12 protein-coding genes are annotated in these 16,174 nt (G+C 55.0%); 9 read left to right on the forward strand and 3 right to left on the reverse strand.

The window, feature by feature from the left end; genetic code table 11:
• Positions 1–146: 146 nt before the first annotated feature.
• From CLV60_RS01295 to CLV60_RS01305, 3 genes are read left to right on the forward strand one after another with little or no spacing between them, the layout of a single operon-like run.
• Positions 147–1,295 carry an efflux RND transporter periplasmic adaptor subunit gene (locus CLV60_RS01295; protein ID WP_106593575.1) on the forward strand — a complete coding sequence of 383 codons (1,149 nt, stop codon included), beginning with the start codon at positions 147–149 and terminating at the stop codon, positions 1,293–1,295.
• Between the two features lie 27 nt (positions 1,296–1,322).
• The gene (locus CLV60_RS01300; protein WP_106593576.1) at positions 1,323–4,466 is read left to right on the forward strand and encodes an efflux RND transporter permease subunit; all 3,144 of its coding nucleotides are present in this window, start codon (positions 1,323–1,325) and stop codon (positions 4,464–4,466) included.
• Positions 4,467–4,468: 2 nt separating this feature from the next.
• Entirely contained in the window at positions 4,469–5,917 is a 1,449-nt protein-coding gene (locus tag CLV60_RS01305) for an efflux transporter outer membrane subunit (RefSeq protein WP_106593577.1), read from the forward strand.
• A gap of 71 nt (positions 5,918–5,988) precedes the next feature.
• On the opposite strand, the gene CLV60_RS01310 is transcribed toward CLV60_RS01305, so the two are convergent.
• The 3 genes from CLV60_RS01310 to CLV60_RS01320 are packed head-to-tail and all read right to left on the reverse strand — an operon-like array spanning position 5,989 to position 9,973.
• Complete coding sequence (locus CLV60_RS01310) at positions 5,989–7,572, reverse strand: MFS transporter (RefSeq protein ID WP_106593578.1); 1,584 nt, start codon at positions 7,570–7,572, stop codon at positions 5,989–5,991.
• Between the two features lie 4 nt (positions 7,573–7,576).
• Positions 7,577–8,629: an HlyD family secretion protein gene (locus tag CLV60_RS01315; RefSeq protein ID WP_106593579.1), complete on the reverse strand. Its 1,053-nt coding sequence runs from the start codon at positions 8,627–8,629 to the stop codon at positions 7,577–7,579.
• A gap of 36 nt (positions 8,630–8,665) precedes the next feature.
• A complete protein-coding gene (locus CLV60_RS01320) occupies positions 8,666–9,973 on the reverse strand; it encodes a TolC family protein (RefSeq protein ID WP_170118687.1) in 1,308 nt (435 codons plus the stop codon).
• A gap of 211 nt (positions 9,974–10,184) precedes the next feature.
• Between CLV60_RS01320 and CLV60_RS01325 the strand changes: the two genes are divergently transcribed.
• From CLV60_RS01325 to CLV60_RS01350, 6 genes are all read left to right on the forward strand, one after another.
• Positions 10,185–11,006, forward strand: a complete 822-nt coding sequence (locus tag CLV60_RS01325; RefSeq protein ID WP_229210759.1) for an AraC family transcriptional regulator — start codon at positions 10,185–10,187, stop codon at positions 11,004–11,006.
• 42 nt (positions 11,007–11,048) lie between these two features.
• Complete coding sequence (locus CLV60_RS01330; RefSeq protein ID WP_211302173.1) at positions 11,049–11,618, forward strand: Crp/Fnr family transcriptional regulator; 570 nt, start codon at positions 11,049–11,051, stop codon at positions 11,616–11,618.
• A 68-nt stretch (positions 11,619–11,686) separates the two neighbouring features.
• Positions 11,687–12,811 (forward strand): FAD-dependent monooxygenase, encoded by a 1,125-nt coding sequence (locus tag CLV60_RS01335; RefSeq protein WP_106593581.1) that lies wholly within the window; start codon positions 11,687–11,689, stop codon positions 12,809–12,811.
• A 75-nt stretch (positions 12,812–12,886) separates the two neighbouring features.
• A complete protein-coding gene (locus CLV60_RS01340; RefSeq protein ID WP_106593582.1) occupies positions 12,887–14,068 on the forward strand; it encodes an AraC family transcriptional regulator in 1,182 nt (393 codons plus the stop codon).
• A gap of 102 nt (positions 14,069–14,170) precedes the next feature.
• Positions 14,171–15,346 carry a serine hydrolase domain-containing protein gene (locus CLV60_RS01345; RefSeq protein WP_106593583.1) on the forward strand — a complete coding sequence of 392 codons (1,176 nt, stop codon included), beginning with the start codon at positions 14,171–14,173 and terminating at the stop codon, positions 15,344–15,346.
• 15 nt (positions 15,347–15,361) lie between these two features.
• On the forward strand, positions 15,362–16,144 hold the full coding sequence (locus CLV60_RS01350) for an NIPSNAP family protein (RefSeq protein WP_106593584.1): 783 nt from the start codon (positions 15,362–15,364) through the stop codon (positions 16,142–16,144).
• Positions 16,145–16,174 lie beyond the last annotated feature (30 nt).

A 16,174-nucleotide genomic window follows, 5' to 3' on the forward strand; every position in this document is an offset into this window, starting at 1 on the left:
AACGACGCCGGCCAATACCCCCGACACCCGCCCGGATTCGGTAGGGCCATTCTTCGTTTCGGTCGCGAAAATCAACGGTTCGGTCAGTTTAAACCACTCACAGGCCCGAAATCTGCATTTTTTTGCACAAAAATCAACTTCTAAAAATGACACAGGGATTCATGTTGAGCCGTGAAAAAACAAAACAGGCTTTGCTCATCGGACTGGTCGCGTGGGTATCGTCCTGCGGGCCGAAGCAGGAGCAGCCGCCCATGCAGAATGCACCCGTGAGCGTCGATTTCCAGGAGATCCGGCAATCGGAGGCGCAGGTGGAGAAAAAATACCCGGGCTCGATCGAGGGTTCGGTGAATGTCGATATCAAGGCGCAGGTGTCGGGCTATCTCGATGAAATTTACGTACGCGAGGGCGAGTATGTGCAAAAAGGCAAGCCGCTGTTCCGCATCAAGGGTGATGTGTTCCAGGAGCAGGTCAACAATGCCGACGCCGCTTTGAAAGCCGCATTGGCCGCCGAGGAAAGTGCGCGGATCGAATTGGAAAAGATGAAGCCGCTCGTACAGGGCAAGGTGATGTCGCCCGTACAGTTGCAAACGGTCGAGTCGAATTACGCATCCGCGAAGGCGCAGGTCGCGCAGGCGAAGGCGGCATTGGGCTCCTCGCAGATCAATGCGGCATTCAGCCTCATCAAGGCGCCGGTAAGCGGCTACATCGGCCGCATTCCCAACCGGATCGGTAACCTGGTAACGCCGGCCGACGCCGCACCGCTGACCACGCTTTCGGAGATCAGCAATGTGTTCGTGTATTTCTCGCTCAGCGAATCCGACTTCATCGCCTTCATGAAAGACCGCAAGACCGACGAGGGCCTTAACACGGTGGAACTGATCATGGCCGATGGCACTACGTATACACAAAAAGGCCGTGTAGAAATTGCCAGCGGTAATATCGAGCGGGCTACCGGCAGCATTCCGCTCAAAGCCGTTTTCCCTAACCCCGACAAAGTGCTGCGGTCGGGCGGAACCGGAAAGGTGGTGTTGAGAAGGACGCTCACCGACGCGCTCACCGTACCGCTCGCCAGCGTGAAGGACATCCAGGACCGTTATTTCGTATTCGCCCTGGGCGACAGCAACAAGGTAGCCATGCGGCCGATTGAAGTCGGCGGCCGGGCGAAGAACCATTATATCATTAAAAGCGGACTGAAAGAAGGTGACCGCATCGCATTGAACCGCATCGACATCCTGACCGAAGGCATGCCCGTAGAACCGGGCAAGACCGGCGTGGCGGACGCGGCAGGCAAGTAAGGCATCATCAACAACTGAAATCAAGTCATGTTAAAATCAATTATAGACCGGCCGGTACTGGCAACGGTGATCTCCGTCGTGTTCGTCATCCTGGGGATCATCGGCCTTACCCGGCTTCCGATTACGCGTTTTCCCGACATTTCGCCGCCTACCGTGCTCGTAAGCGGCAGTTACCCGGGCGGTAACAGCGAGGCGGTGCTTCGCTCCGTAGTTACGCCCCTCGAAGAGCAGATCAACGGCGTGGAGAATATGCAATACATTTCGTCCACTGCCAGCAATGACGGTACATTCTCCGTCCGCGTGATTTTCAAGCAGGGAGTGGACCCCGATCAGGCTGCGGTGAACGTGCAGAACCGCGTGCAGCAAGCCACGCCGATCCTCCCGCAGGAGGTAATACGGATGGGCCTCACGACTTCCAAGCAGCAGAACAGTATGATCATGATCTTCAACGTGTATGCGGAAGATAATGCCAAATACGACGAGCTGTTTTTGCAAAACTATGTGAATATCAACCTGATCCCGCAGATCAAGCGCGTGCCGGGTGTGGGTCAGGCACAGGTGTTCGGGTCAAAGGATTACTCGATGCGTGTGTGGCTGAACCCGCAGAAAATGGCGGGCTATGGGCTGGTACCTTCGGATGTTACCTCGGCCATTGGTCGCCAGAGCCTCGAATCCGCGCCGGGTAAGCTGGGCGAGGAGTCGGATGCTGCGCTGGAATTTGTGATCCGGTACAAAGGCAAGAAGAACCTGCCCGAAGAGTACGAGAATATCATCGTGAAAAGGAACGGTACCGAGCTGGTGCGGCTGAAAGACGTGGCACGCGTAGAGTTCGGGTCGATCAGTTACAGCGGTAATAACAAGGACAACGGCCGTAATGCCGTATCGGTGGCGATCCTGCAAACTTCCGGTTCCAATGCGAACGAGATTGAGATCGGCGTGAAGGACGAGATCAAAAAAGCATCCCGCTCGTTCCCGCCGGGGATCAGCTATGCCACATTGATGAGCACCAAAGACCGGCTCGATGAAAGTACCAGCCAGGTGAAATCCACATTGATCGAAGCGTTTGTGCTGGTGTTTATCGTCGTGTTCCTGTTTTTGCAGGATTTCAGATCGACGATCATTCCGGCCATCGCAGTGCCGGTAGCTATTGTCGGGACATTCTTTTTCCTGCTTGCATTCGGGTTTACGATCAACATCCTGACCCTCTTTGCATTGGTACTCGCGATCGGGATCGTGGTCGATGACGCCATTGTGGTCGTGGAGGCGGTGCATAGCAAGATGGAAGGCTCGCATATGAGCGGGCGCGAGGCTACGCACAGTGCGATGGGCGAGATCACGGGCGCGGTGATTTCCATAACGCTGGTAATGTCGGCGGTGTTTATCCCCATTGGCTTCATGACCGGCTCTTCGGGGCTGTTCTACAAGCAGTTTGCCTACACATTGGCCATCGCGATCATCATTTCGGCGATCAATGCGTTGACACTGACTCCCGCGCTTTGTGCATTGCTTTTGAAAAACACGCATGCCGAAGGCAGCCATGGTAAGCCGATGAATTTCAGCCAGCGGTTCTTTACGGCATTCAATTCGGGTTTCAACAGCATGACGGGCCGGTATGTCAAAGGCGTCCGTTTCCTGGCCGGACAAAAATGGCTGGCTGCCGGAATTGTGGTGGCGATCACCGGTTTTGCGGTCTATCTCATGACTACCACCCCGCGCAGCTTCGTGCCGATGGAGGACGATAACTTTATTGTATACAGCCTCGGGATGCCCCCGGGCACAGCGCTCTCCCGTACGACCGAAGCCGCCAACAAGATCGACAAACTTCTGGCCGATGTAGAAGCGATTGAAAGCAACACCAGCATTACCGGATTCAATATCCTCGGTGGTAATGCCAGTGCCGCCTATGCAACCGGTTTTGTGAAATTAAAAGAACAGAAAGACCGCGGGAAGGTGCAGGACATCGACGAAATCCTGGGTATCATCTCCGGCAAGCTCGCTACCGTGAAAGAAGGTACGGCAATGGCATTCCGCTCTCCGCCTGTGGAAGGCTACGGGATCACCAGCGGCGCCGAAATCGTATTGCAGGACCGTATGGGCCGTGATCCGGCGGCGCTCAAAGCCATGGCCGACAGCGTAATGGGCCAGATCATGCAGCAGCCGGGCGTGCAATATGCATACACGATGTTCCGCGCCGACTACCCGCAGCTGGAACTGGAAGTGGACGAAGAAAAGGCCACGCAAATGGGCGTCGATGTGGATGGTATGCTGGGTACGATCCAAACCTACTTCGCTGGTGACCAGTCGCTGAACTTCACCCGTTTCGGGAAGTTTTACCGTGTGAATGTGAAAGCCGACGGCGTTTTCAGGACCGACCAGGAGGCATTTAACGAGATATTCGTACGCAACGACCAGGGCGGGATGGTGCCGGTGAAATCGCTGGTAACGCTCAAAAAAGTGTACGGACCGGAGTCGGTGAGCCGGTATAACCTCTACAATTCGTTGACGATCAATGTGGTGGCTGCGCCGGGTGCCAGCAGCGGGGCGATTATGGATAACCTCGAAACCAATGTGCTGAGTAAACTGCCGGGCGATTACAGCTACGAATGGACGGGGCTGAGTTTGGAAGAAAAATCCTCAGGAAACCAAACCATGCTGATCCTCTCGCTCAGTCTGTTGTTCGTGTACTTCCTGCTCGCGGCTCAATACGAAAGTTACCTGCTGCCATTGGCCGTACTGCTTTCGATCCCGACGGGTATCATCGGGGCATTCCTGGGCATCAAGTCCATCGGGCTCGACAACAATATATATGTACAGGTCGGGTTGATCATGCTCATCGGTTTGCTGGCCAAAAACGCAATCCTGATCGTGGAGTTCGCCGTGCAGCGGCGGCGCGCGGGGTTGTCGATCGTGGAATCGGCTTTGGATGCGGCGCGAGCACGCTTGCGCCCTATTATCATGACCTCCCTGGCATTTATCGTGGGAATGGTGCCGCTGATGCTGGCTACCGGCGGCTCGGCTTCGGGTAACAAATCGATCAGTACCGGGGCCGCTATGGGGATGCTCAGCGGTGTGGTGCTCGGGGTAATCGTGATCCCGTTGCTGTATATGCTCTTCCAGTATTTGCAGGAAAAGGTGTCGCGTAAAAGGCCAGTTGAAATTGTAAACGGATAATAATGAGAACATTCAATCGATATATCATAACCGGCCTGGTACTGGCATTGTCCCTTTCGGCTTGCCGGGTAGGGAAGGAGTACAGCCGCGCCGACCTGAACCTGCCGGAGCAATACCGGCAATCCGGGAATGGGCAGTCGCCCGAGGCGCAGCCGATCGCCCTCACAGCGGATTCGGTGACGCTTTCGTGGCGCGAGTTTTTCAGGGATACCACCCTTGCCGAGCTCATCGAAAAGGCATTGGTTCACAACAACGACATTGCTGTGGCGATGATGAATATGCAGCAGCTCGATCTCACCTACCGGCAGGCGAAGCTAGGCCTGCTGCCAACCGCCGACCTTAGCGTGGGGGCTAACCGTACCTGGCTCTCCACCAACTCGCTCAACGGCTCCCTCAGCGACCAGTTCCTGGGAACCAGCTACATGGACGATTACAGTGCGACCATCCGCCTGAGCTGGGAGGCCGATATCTGGGGCAAAACCCGCATGCAGCGGGAAGGGGCATTGGCCAATTATTTTGCCCAAAAGGAAAACCTGTCGGCATTGCGTACCCGTATTGTGGTGCAGGTCGCGCAGGCTTATTATAACCTTGTAACGCTCGACGAGCAGCTGAAAATCGCCCGCCGGAATGTGGAACTGGGAGATAGCACGCTGAATATGATTCGCCTGCAATATGCGTCGGCGCAGGTGAACTCGCTGGCGTTGGAGCAGGCGGAGGCGCAGAAGAAAACCGCCGAACTGCTCGTGCCCGCCGCATTGCAGGATATTGCAGTGCAGGAAAATGCATTGAGCATCCTTTGCGGCAGCTATCCCGACAGCATCCAGCGCTCCGGCGCGGCTGCGTCGCTGGTTTCAGGCGTAACCTTGCCAGCGGATGTCCCGGCACGCCTGCTGAGCCGCCGGCCGGATGTAAAGGCTGCCGAATACGCCGTCATTGCAGCCAATTCGCAGACCGGACTGGCCAAGGCAGCCATGTACCCGGCGATCAGCCTCTCGCCGTCCATCGGTGCGAACTCTTTCAAGTTCAATACCTGGTTCGATTTGCCGGGCTCGATGGTGAAAACCGTGGCGGTGAATATCGCGCAGCCGCTTTTCCAGAAAAAGCAGCTGAAAACGGCCCACGAAATCGCGCAGATCGAGCAGCAGAAGGCAGCGGTACAGTTCAGGCAGTCGGTACTGGCGGCCGTAGGGGAGGTTTCGGATGCCCTGGCCAAATCGGAGCACGTGGCAACGCGGCTGAGATTGGTGGGTGAAAAAAAGGAGTCGCTGACCAAAGCTAACCAGGACGCCCTCGTGCTCTACCGGAGCGGAATGGCGACTTACCTTGAAGTGATCACCGCGCAGAACAACGCGTTGCAGAACGACCTCGAAGCCATCAATATCCGCCGCGAGCAATTCAATGCCGTGACAGACCTTTACCGGGCGCTAGGCGGCGGAGACGAACAACGTTAGCCGGATCGGTAGAATCGTGACCCCGTTTCAGCAAAGTAGACGGTCGGCCTGGTTGCCGGCCGTCTTTTTTATTAAGTACCCCAAATCCGGTTTTTCAAAATATCGAATGTCTGCCGCAAATGCTTGTTGAGCAGCAACAGTACCACGGCGGCCAGTAATGCATACCCAACAAATGTAAAAATCTCCATCTCGGCGAGGAGCGTGGTTTGGGTGGTGAGCCGTTGGTTGAGCTGGCGGAATGCGAGGCCGGTCGCCTGGTCTTCCGAAAAGCCTTTGGAAACGAAACGGGCGGTTGATCCGGCCAGCCAATGCTGCGTTTCGGCATTTTCGGGGGTTAGCATTTGCTGTAATTTACTGTAATGCATTTGCTGTAAAAAGACCAGCGCATTTTGCATAATACAAAAACCCAACGTGCTGCCCCAAAAACGGCCCGTGACGCCGACAGTCCCCGCAAACGGGGCGAGGCTTGAAGGTGTGGAAGAAACGGTGAACAATACGAGCGGCACGAAAATCACCCCCACGCCGACGCCTTGCAGGAGGTAAGGCACGGCAATGTCGGCCAGCGACACGTCGGGCACGAACAGGAACGTGATCCACAGGTGGTGAATGGCCAGTACCGAAAACCCCAGCATGAAAATATACCGCGCGGCGACCGAACGCGACATGCAAGCCGCGGCGATCAGCATGCCGATGGCATTGCCGGCCACATTCAGATACTGGATGTGCGCGACTCTGACGGGCTCCCAGTTCCATACTTTTGTCATGGTCTGATGGCAGAGATTGAGCGTCGCCCTTGAAATATAGAAAACAATAAAAAGGAGCAGGCCCGTGCGGAGGTTGGCATACCGGAACACCGCGAAATCAAAACACGGTCGCTTGACGAGCTGTTGTCTTAATATGAAAAGGGCGGAGGCAACAGCCGCACCGGCACAGGCCGCGACAATGAGCGGTGATTGGAACCAGTACTTTTTCTCCCCGTACACGAGCACGAACGCCCCGCACAGAATGGCCGCATGCACGAGCACGAGGCTCGCCCAGTCGATCTGGAAGAGCGGCGTTTTGCGATGGAAGCGGTGCCCGTTGAAGATCAGGAGCACCAATGCGACGCACAGGAGCTGGAAAAATGCAGAGCCGTAGGCCATGTAGTCCCAATCGTAGTTTTCGAGCAGCCACACGGCGATATTCATAATGAAAGGAGAGGCCATCAGCAGCATTCCGTAGGTGAAGGAAAACACGATGATGGTCGCATTCCTTGATTGGAAGCGGGTGAGCAGCAAAATGCGCAGCGGTACCCAAGGTAGGGCCATTAGAACTCCTTCCGCTGCCCTGAGCATGAGAAACAGGACGAAATCGTGCGTGTATGCCGACGCGATAAATGTGAGCGCGGCGAGCGCGTAGATGGCGATAAAGTAATTCCGTGTAGGAAAGTACCGGAAGATGCGGTTCTCGACCAGCAACGTCGCCAGGAATGTGCCGTAGGTGACGCTCATGGCAAATTGCAGATCCTCCGGCTCGACGTCCAGAAAGCTCGCCGAGTAGGTCATATTGCTGGTGTACAAGCCGAGCAGCACCATCGTATGCAGCATACAGCATATCAGCACCGATTTGATGAGCCAGTCGGGTACCCAGCTTTTAAAAACAGGTTGCTTGTTCACGGCATCAATGCTGGTGGGCAGCGGTAACGGTGACGTTCATGCCGGCCCGGAGAAAGGCCGTCTGCGAACCGGGGTCGGTAAGGGCAATGCGAACCGGAATGCGCTGCTCTATTTTCACAAAATTGCCGGTCGAATTGTCGGGCGGAAGAATAGAGAACCGGGCGCCGCTTGCAGGCGAAAACGACTCGATCCGGCCGTTGAAAGTGCGTCCATGGGAAGCATCGGCTTTGAAAGTAACGGGTTGCCCGACCGTCATATCGGCGATCTGCGTTTCTTTGAAATTCGCGGTGATCCATTTTTCGCGGCTCACCACCGACACCAGCGTTTGGCCTTCCTTCACGAGCTGTCCGGGCTGGATGGTTTTCCGGCCTACCCAGCCGTCGTAAGGCGCCGTAATGACGGTGTACGATAAGTACAATGCCGCATTGTCGGCAGCCGCATTCCTTACCTCCATCATCGATTCGGCCACGGGCACCTGCGCGAGCGCCTCCGAAGTAGCCAGCTCCGATGCCCGGATGTTCCGGTTCACTTCTTCATAATGCGCCTGTGCGGATTCGTAGTCGGCCCGTACTTGCTCGACTTGCTGTTCGGTGGCAGCCTCTTCGTGCAGCAGGGCTTCATAGCGTTCGTATTCCAGCTTTGTTTTCCAAACCAGCGTGCGGGCCGCATCCAACTGCGCCTGACCTACGGCCACATGACTTTGGGTCGACGCGGCATTTTTACGGGCTGCCGAAACGTGGTGCCGGGCATTGCTGATCTCGGCTGTGGCCATGCCCCAATGCGCCCGGTATTCCCGGTTGTCGATCACGATAAGGGTGTCGCCGCGGTGTACAAACTGGTTTTCTTCGTAGCGCACCTGCTGTACATAGCCGGTGATCCGGGTTGCCACGGGTGTTACATACTGGTCCACCTGGGCATCGTTCGTTTCTTCGTAGTTGCTGTAAATGATCAAGAACCATACGCCCAGCCCAATGCCGGCCAATGCGATTACGCTGGCAATGATGGTGATGGCGGTATGGAATGGGCCGTGTTCGGCCGGGGTTTTGCGGATTTTCATGAGAATGTGTTTGGGATGTATGGGAGTAAACCGGCCTCAGGGCAGCTGGCCGGATGCGTACAGCAGTCGGCGGTGTTTGACGGTGGCATGAATGCGGGCCGTCAGCAGATCGAACCGCGCTTGGAGGAGCGCGTTGTCGGCGTCGAGCATTTCGGTGATCAACGCGAGCTGGTGCAGGTATTTGAGTTTTACAATGCGGTAGTTTTCGGTCGCTTGTGTCACGGCCTTTTCTTTGACGGGAATGGTTTCGAGGAGGTCTTTCAGTTCGGCGTGTTGCCTGAAAACATTGTCCGTTACGCGGTTTTTAACGATGGCCGTCTGTGCGTGCTGCGCCTCGGTACGCATGCGTGCGATGTGTGTGCGGGTCTTGTTTTTATACAAATTGGAAAGGCTGTAAGTAGCCTCGACACCCACGCGCCCTAGTGTGTACAGGTACGGATCGGGCGGGAAAAACATATAGTTGGGGTAATTGAACCCATAGGAGGCAAACAGGTGGATATTCGGCAGGTAACCCGCCCGCGTGATCCGCTGGTCTGTTTCAAAAACCGCTTCCATCTTTTCGGAAATGCGCATTTCATCTTTGTTGAGCGCCGCCCGGAGGTAGAAATGCCTGTCTTCAACCGGTACGGCACCGTCCAGCAGACGGGTTGTGTCGAGTTCGAGCGATACCTCTTCCGGCATTTCCAGCAAAGTATGCAAATCATGCAGCACGATTTCGATGTTGCTTCGGTTGGTGGTGCGCGAGAGGCGCATATCGGAAAGCTGCAATTCGGCCCGTAGTACTTCGTTCCGGGTGACGGTGCCGTGCGCCTTGAACGACCGCACTTCCGCAAGCCGGTCTTCTTCCTCCCGGATATGCTCTTGCAGCAGCTTGTCGAGCTCCATCATTTTATAGGCACTGAAAAACAGCTCGGTCGCTTCCATTTTTACATCGTTTTCCGTTTTCAGCACCACCAGCGAGGCAATCTCGTCCTGCTGCCGCGCCTTCCGGATCGCATACCGGATCTTTCCGCCGGTGTAAAGCGGCATTTTTGCGGAGCCGGTGAGGTCGGCAATCACGGGTATGGTATGCGTCACAACCTTGTCGCCCAGGCCGTGGCGGTATTCGGTGAGGTCGGTAATGCGGGCATAGGACGCGTGAAAGTCGATTTCGGGGAGGCGCAGCTCCTTCTTTTCGTCGATGTCGGCCTCGGTCACCGCCCGCTCGATCCTGGCGTGCCGGATGTCGCGGTTATTGGCCACCGCGATTTGCAATGCCTCGGACAGCGAAACCCGCCGGGCGGTTTGTGCCTGCGTTGCGGAAGAGAGCAACAACGCACCGGCAAATACCGCGCTGGCTGTCACAGATCCTGTTTTGCAATGGGTTGATAATGAGTAATAAATTCTCGGGGATAGTTTTGTTCGGAATTGCACTTTGCTGAGTGTGGACTGCCAGAACACGGCCGCAGGTCTCATTGCGATAGGACTTATGGGTGATTTAAATTGTGAAGCAAAGGTGCGACGTTTTGGTATGGCTTTATTATCTTGCAAAGTCAAATATTTATCCATTTACGCCATGTCCAAAATCGACCGGATGTATTACCTCACGGAGGTCGACAAGCAGCCCCGCAGCATCTACTGCATGCACGACCTGATGGGCGAAAACGACGTGGCCCCTCATATGCATCATAAGGGTCAGTTCCTGTACACACAGGGAGGGATCGTGCATGTGGTGACACCGCAGAAGACCTATTTTCTGCCGGCCAGGCATTATCTATGGATCCCTCCCGGCGTGGAGCACAGCATTCATCCGGGCTCGCCGGACGTGATCATGCGGAACCTGTATTTTCCGGTAGAACCCGGAGACCAGCCTTTCTACTTCGAAACAGGCATTTATCCTGTAAACGACCTGCTTTTGCAAATGGTGATTTTCAGTAATCAGTGGAGCGGGGATATCAACGAGGCCGACAAAAGCAGTTACCTGTTTGCAATGGCATTGAAATACATATTGCCCGAAATAAGTATGTATAACCTGCCGCTCGCATTGCCTTACGCCAAAGACAAACGCCTCGACAAGGTGATACGTTTTATGGAGGACAACCTGCAAGAGCCCATCGCCTTCCCGGAGCTGGCCCGTCGGTTCGGTTTTAGCGAACGCAGCCTGTCCAGGTTGTTTCACAAAGACCTGGCGATGTCGTTCGTCCAGTACCTGACCATCCAGCGGATGATGCGGGCATTGCGTTTTCTGCTCGAAGAGCATATGCCCGTGAAGGAAGCAGCGGCATTGGTGGGTTACAACAGCGTCCCGACGTTCAGCACCACCTTTTATAAAATCATCGGAATCCGCCCGTCCGACTATGTGAAGATGAATGATCTGTCACACGAAAAGTTGTTTTAAGGGCGGTGTTGGCTAATTTGGTCACCTGGTTGAACAAACAGTATGCAGATCGAACATTTTCTGGGGGAAAGATTGGGGCTGGAAGGCGGCCGCCTGCGCGAGCTGATGGACATTGCACAGGTGAAGCATTGCCGGCGGGGCGAAGTCGTTTTTCAAAGGGATACGGTGTGCAACCACCTGGGATACATTGTGAACGGGGCGCTGCGGACCTATTGCGTGATGGAATCCGGGCAGGAAATCAGCTTCCTGCTGCAAGTGAATGGGGATTTTTTCGGGGATTATGAAAGTTACCTCACGGGCGGGCGATCAGGATTCATCATCGAAGCCGTGATGGATACCGAGGTGTTGCTGTTTGACAAGCACGACCTCGACCGGCTCATCGACAGCGACATTTTTTGGCTGCGATTCAGTCGCAAGATCCCCGACGTTTGTTTCCTCGAAGCCAAGCGCAGGATCGAAGACCTGTTGTTCTTCGGGCCGGAAGAACGCTATTTCAGGTTGCTGAGCAAAATGCCGGAAATTGTTCAGAAAATCCCTTTGAAATACATTTCGAGCTACCTGGGCATTACGCCCCAGTCGCTGAGCCGTATTCGGAAACGGATCATTAATTAACTTAAGTGAACGTCTTTTAGCCTACCCGTAAACCAATTTAGCGGCTACAAATAACCAACTGTAAAAACATGGAAGTAGCCATTATCGGAGCAGGGATCGGCGGATTGTCCACGGCCCTTGCATTAAAATCAGCCCAGATACCATTCCGTATTTATGAAGGTGCACCCGCGCTGGAACCCGTGGGCGCAGGCATTATGATCGCGAACAATGCCATGCAGGCGTTCCATGCCTGGGGCATTGCGGAAGAAGCCGCTGCGCTTGGCAACCGCATTTCGGTGATGAACCTTACCCGTCCTGACCTGAGCCCACTATCTTCGAATGACCTCCGATGGTTTGAGGAGCGGTCGGGCCTGCATAACATTGCTATTCACCGTGCCGATCTGCACAGGGTTCTGGTCAATGCGGTGGGCGCGGACCATATCGTTCTGAACAAGCGATTGAAAGGCGTTTCACAAACCGGAACTGCCTATGAACTGTCGTTTGAAGATGGTACCACTGCTGCGACGGCTTACCTGATGGGCGCGGATGGTCTCCGCTCGCGGCTGAGAACCACATTGTTCGGTAATGGCGAATTGCGTGATGCCGGGCAAAACTGCTGGCGGGGCGTGACGGATTACGAGCTCCCGGAGCGCTACCATCACGAACTGAATGAGGCCTGGGGAAAAGGGAAGCGCTTTGGTTTCGTCAGGCTGAATGAACGGCAAGTGTACTGGTACCTGCTGATTGACCAGGACCTGGCCGGCATCACATCCGACGTTTCCCCTTTTTTAAGCGACTTTCACCCGCTGGTCGGGAAGATTATTGAGGCCACACCATCCTCCGGGCGGATCGTCGCACCGATTTTTGACCTGAAACCCATGTCGCGATGGAGCGATCGCCGTGCCTGCCTGATCGGCGATGCTGCCCACGCCACCACACCTAACCTGGGACAAGGGGCGTGCCAGGCCATTGAGGATGCGTACGCGATGGGCGAGCTGCTCAAAACCTGTTCACTGGACGAGGCTATTCGCCGCTATCCGGCTGTCCGCATGCCGAAAGCGCATTACATCGTTAACACGAGCTGGCGCATTGGCAAGGTGGCGCACGCACGCAACCCTTTGATGGTCGGCTTGCGCAATCTGATCATGCAAGCGACGCCCGCGCGGGTTAACCAAAGGCAGTTGGAGAAGATTTTTTCGCTGAATGCAGTTTAACGGAGGATAGCAGGATTCTTGTAAAAATCATTAAGTTAGCCAGCACTAACCGTATTCGCATTTCCGCTATTTCGCATGTTGAGTCTGATAGGGCTGGCAATTACCTTCTTTCTGGCTGTCATTTTATGGGGTAAGCAGCATAAGACCAGCGCCGATTATGTGTTACTGATCTGGCTGCTGCTGATTGGTGTGCACCTGGGATTTTACTATTCGGTTGCGAGCGGGAAATACCTTCGATTTCCCTATTTGCTGGGTGTCGAAATCCCGCTTCCGCTGGCATACGGGCCGCTGCTGTACTTGTACACCTCCGAGCTAACACGGCTCACGTCCAGGCGGCGCTACCGGTTGCTTCATTTCCTGCCTGTGGTGCTGGCTTATCTCTACATTATCCCGTTTTATATGCTGGCGCCAGAGCGAAAGATTTGGGTATACCAACATGAAGGGGCAGGGTTTCGTGAACGACAGCTGGTATTGCTCTGCGCGATCGTGCTTTCAGGAGCGTCGTATGCGTGGGCGTCGTGGCTGCGGCTGCAAAGGCATCGAAAGCGCATCGATGCCCGGTTCTCCAATACTGAAAAGATCAATCTGGCCTGGCTGCGGTATCTTATTGCAGGGATATCGGTGATCTGGCTGACGATCTTTCTCGACAACGAGGCTTACATTTTCGGGACGGTCGTGGCATTCGTGTGCTTCATCGGCTATTTCGGCATCCGGCAGACCGGGATTTTTACCGATCAATCCCGGCTCGCGTGGGAGCAGGAGCCTGCAATGGAGAGCAGTACAAGTGCTTTGCAGGATACAGCAGGAGAGGCGGGGCCTGAGGGGCCGACTGCGGACGCGGGTAATGCGGCAATGGATGCTGTGGTGAAATCGAAGTATGCGAGGTCGGGGCTGAGCCGTGATGCGGCCTTGCAGATGTACGAAAACCTGGAAGAACTGATGGCGCGTGAGCGGCTTTTTACCGACCCCGAGCTTACCCTGGTACAGCTGTCGGAAAAGCTCGGCACCAATGCCAACCATCTTTCGCAGGTGATCAATATGGTGGGTAACAAGAGTTTTTACGACTATGTGAATGCACTGAGGATCGCCGAATTTACCAGGATTGCCGTGCTGCCTGAAAACCAGAGGTATACTTTGCTCCACCTGGCGCTTGAATGCGGGTTTAATTCCAAAACATCTTTCAATCGTAATTTCAAGAAGCATACCGGCTTATCGCCCAGTGAGTTCCTTGCCCGGCGGGATATTCATCTCCAATAGGAATCATCCGGGCCGAATGGCCGAATTCGTACCATCCTACACGCCGGGGCGATGCCTGGCACCCCGGATTTCATCTTTGTGGCGAACATTTAATCAGCAAAGATGAAAAACCAGACTACCCGCCGGCAGGCCCGGCCCCGGAGCATCCGCACGGTATTGCGCACCGCTTTCCTTATCCCCGTCCTCGCAATTTGGACACTCTCCTGTACCACCGATCACGTCCCGCCCGTGGATCACCCCGACGCCGGGAAATACCAGCGCATCATTACCCGGTTCATGGAGGCGGGCGCTTCGGGCGTGAGCGTGACCGTCCGTTCGCCCAGGGGCATTTGGCATGGCACGGGCGGCTATGCCGATAAGGAAAAGGGTATTGCCATGAGTGCCGGGAATACCCTCCGCATCGGCAGCATGTCGAAGGTTTTTACGGCCGTCACCATCCTCCGGTTGCAGGAGGACGGGAAGCTATCGATCACCGACAAAATCAGCAAATACCTGCCATCCGAAATGACCAGCCGCATTGCCAATGCCGGTGAGGCGACCATCGAGCAATGCCTGAACCACACCTCGGGCGTGCGTGAGTACCTTGGTGATGAGACGATCGAAGGCATTGCCAGCGGACGTATCGTGAAGTATTCGGCCGCGCAGAACCTCGCGCTCGTGTACGACAAACCGGCGGATTTTCCGCTGGGTAAGGGCAATTATTGTAATACCAATTACCTGCTGCTTTCGGAGATTATCCGGGCGGTTACCGGAGAAAGTGCCTACCATATTGTACGTGAAAAAGCGATAGCTCCGCTGGGATTGCACAATACCTCCGCCAGCTTGGTTTTGCCGACATCGCTTACGCAGTCCTACTTTGAAACCGACGGTGCGATGCAGGAGGTGACCTGGGTCGATAACAATGCCGTAGGCGGCGAGGGACAGCTGGACGGCGGGATGATCTCGACCTCCGACGACGTGGCCGCATTTCTGGAAGCCTTGCTGACCGGAAAAATCCTGTCGCCCGCCTCGCTCGCACTCATGCAAACCTACCAGGATATTGACCCTGCTACATTGCCCGACGAGCTGAAATATTACAAACAATACGGGTTAGGGTTGATGAAAATCGAAACGGACCATGGTACCGCCATTGGTCATGACGGACACGTGTATGGGTTTGTGGGAAAAGTGTTCTATCTTCCGGAGCATCAGACGACTATCGCGATTTTGCTCAATGGCTGGTCCCCTTCCAGCGTGGCGGTACTCAATGCAAAAAGCACTTTTAACCTATTATTCTGAAAACACTAATTCTTTATGCAGCGCAGGAAGTTTCTTCAATCATCCATTGTGGCCACAGCTGGTACGGCCGTGGGTACCGCCAATTCAATAACCGGCAATACGCCTGCGGCAAGCAGGGAGATATATGAATGGCGGGAATATGAATTCCGCTTCGGGGCAGATCAGTCGCAGCTGGAAAACTATTTCAAAACAGCGCTTATTCCGGCGCTGAATCGGGCCGGCGTAAAAACGGTGGGCGTTTTCCGGGAATGGCGGGCGTCGGATCCTGCCAAATTCTTCGCATTGATACCCTACGGTTCGTTGGAGCAGCGCATGACGATCCATGAAAAATTGAAATCGGATCAGGAGTACATTAAAAACAGTGCGGCATACAACGGCATTCCGGTCGACAAGGCATTGTACAGTCGTTTCACCGCTTCCTTAATGATTGCTTTTGAAGGCTGGCCCGCCATAACGGTCCCATCCGCGACGCCGCGTGTATTTGAGCTTCGGACCTATGAAGGTTACAGTGAGGAGGCGGTTACGCGGAAAATCAAAATGTTCCATGACGGCGAGTTTCCTATCTTCCAGCGGGCGGGCCTCAATCCGGTGTTTTTTGGCGACGTCATAGCCGGCGACAAGCTCCCGCGCCTGACCTACCTGCTTTCCTGCGCGAGCATGGAGGCGCGCGACAAGGGCTGGGGAGCATTCATTGCAGACCCTGCCTGGAAAAAGCTGGTCGGCGACCCGCAGTATGCCAACACGATCTCCAAAATCAGCAACAGTTTTCTCGTGCCTACGGCATATTCGCAGGTGTAGGAGTGGGGTTGCCATATGCCCACCATGCTA

Origin of the sequence: Dyadobacter jiangsuensis (assembly GCF_003014695.1) — a bacterium.
In the GTDB taxonomy this organism is placed as follows: domain Bacteria; phylum Bacteroidota; class Bacteroidia; order Cytophagales; family Spirosomataceae; genus Dyadobacter; species Dyadobacter jiangsuensis.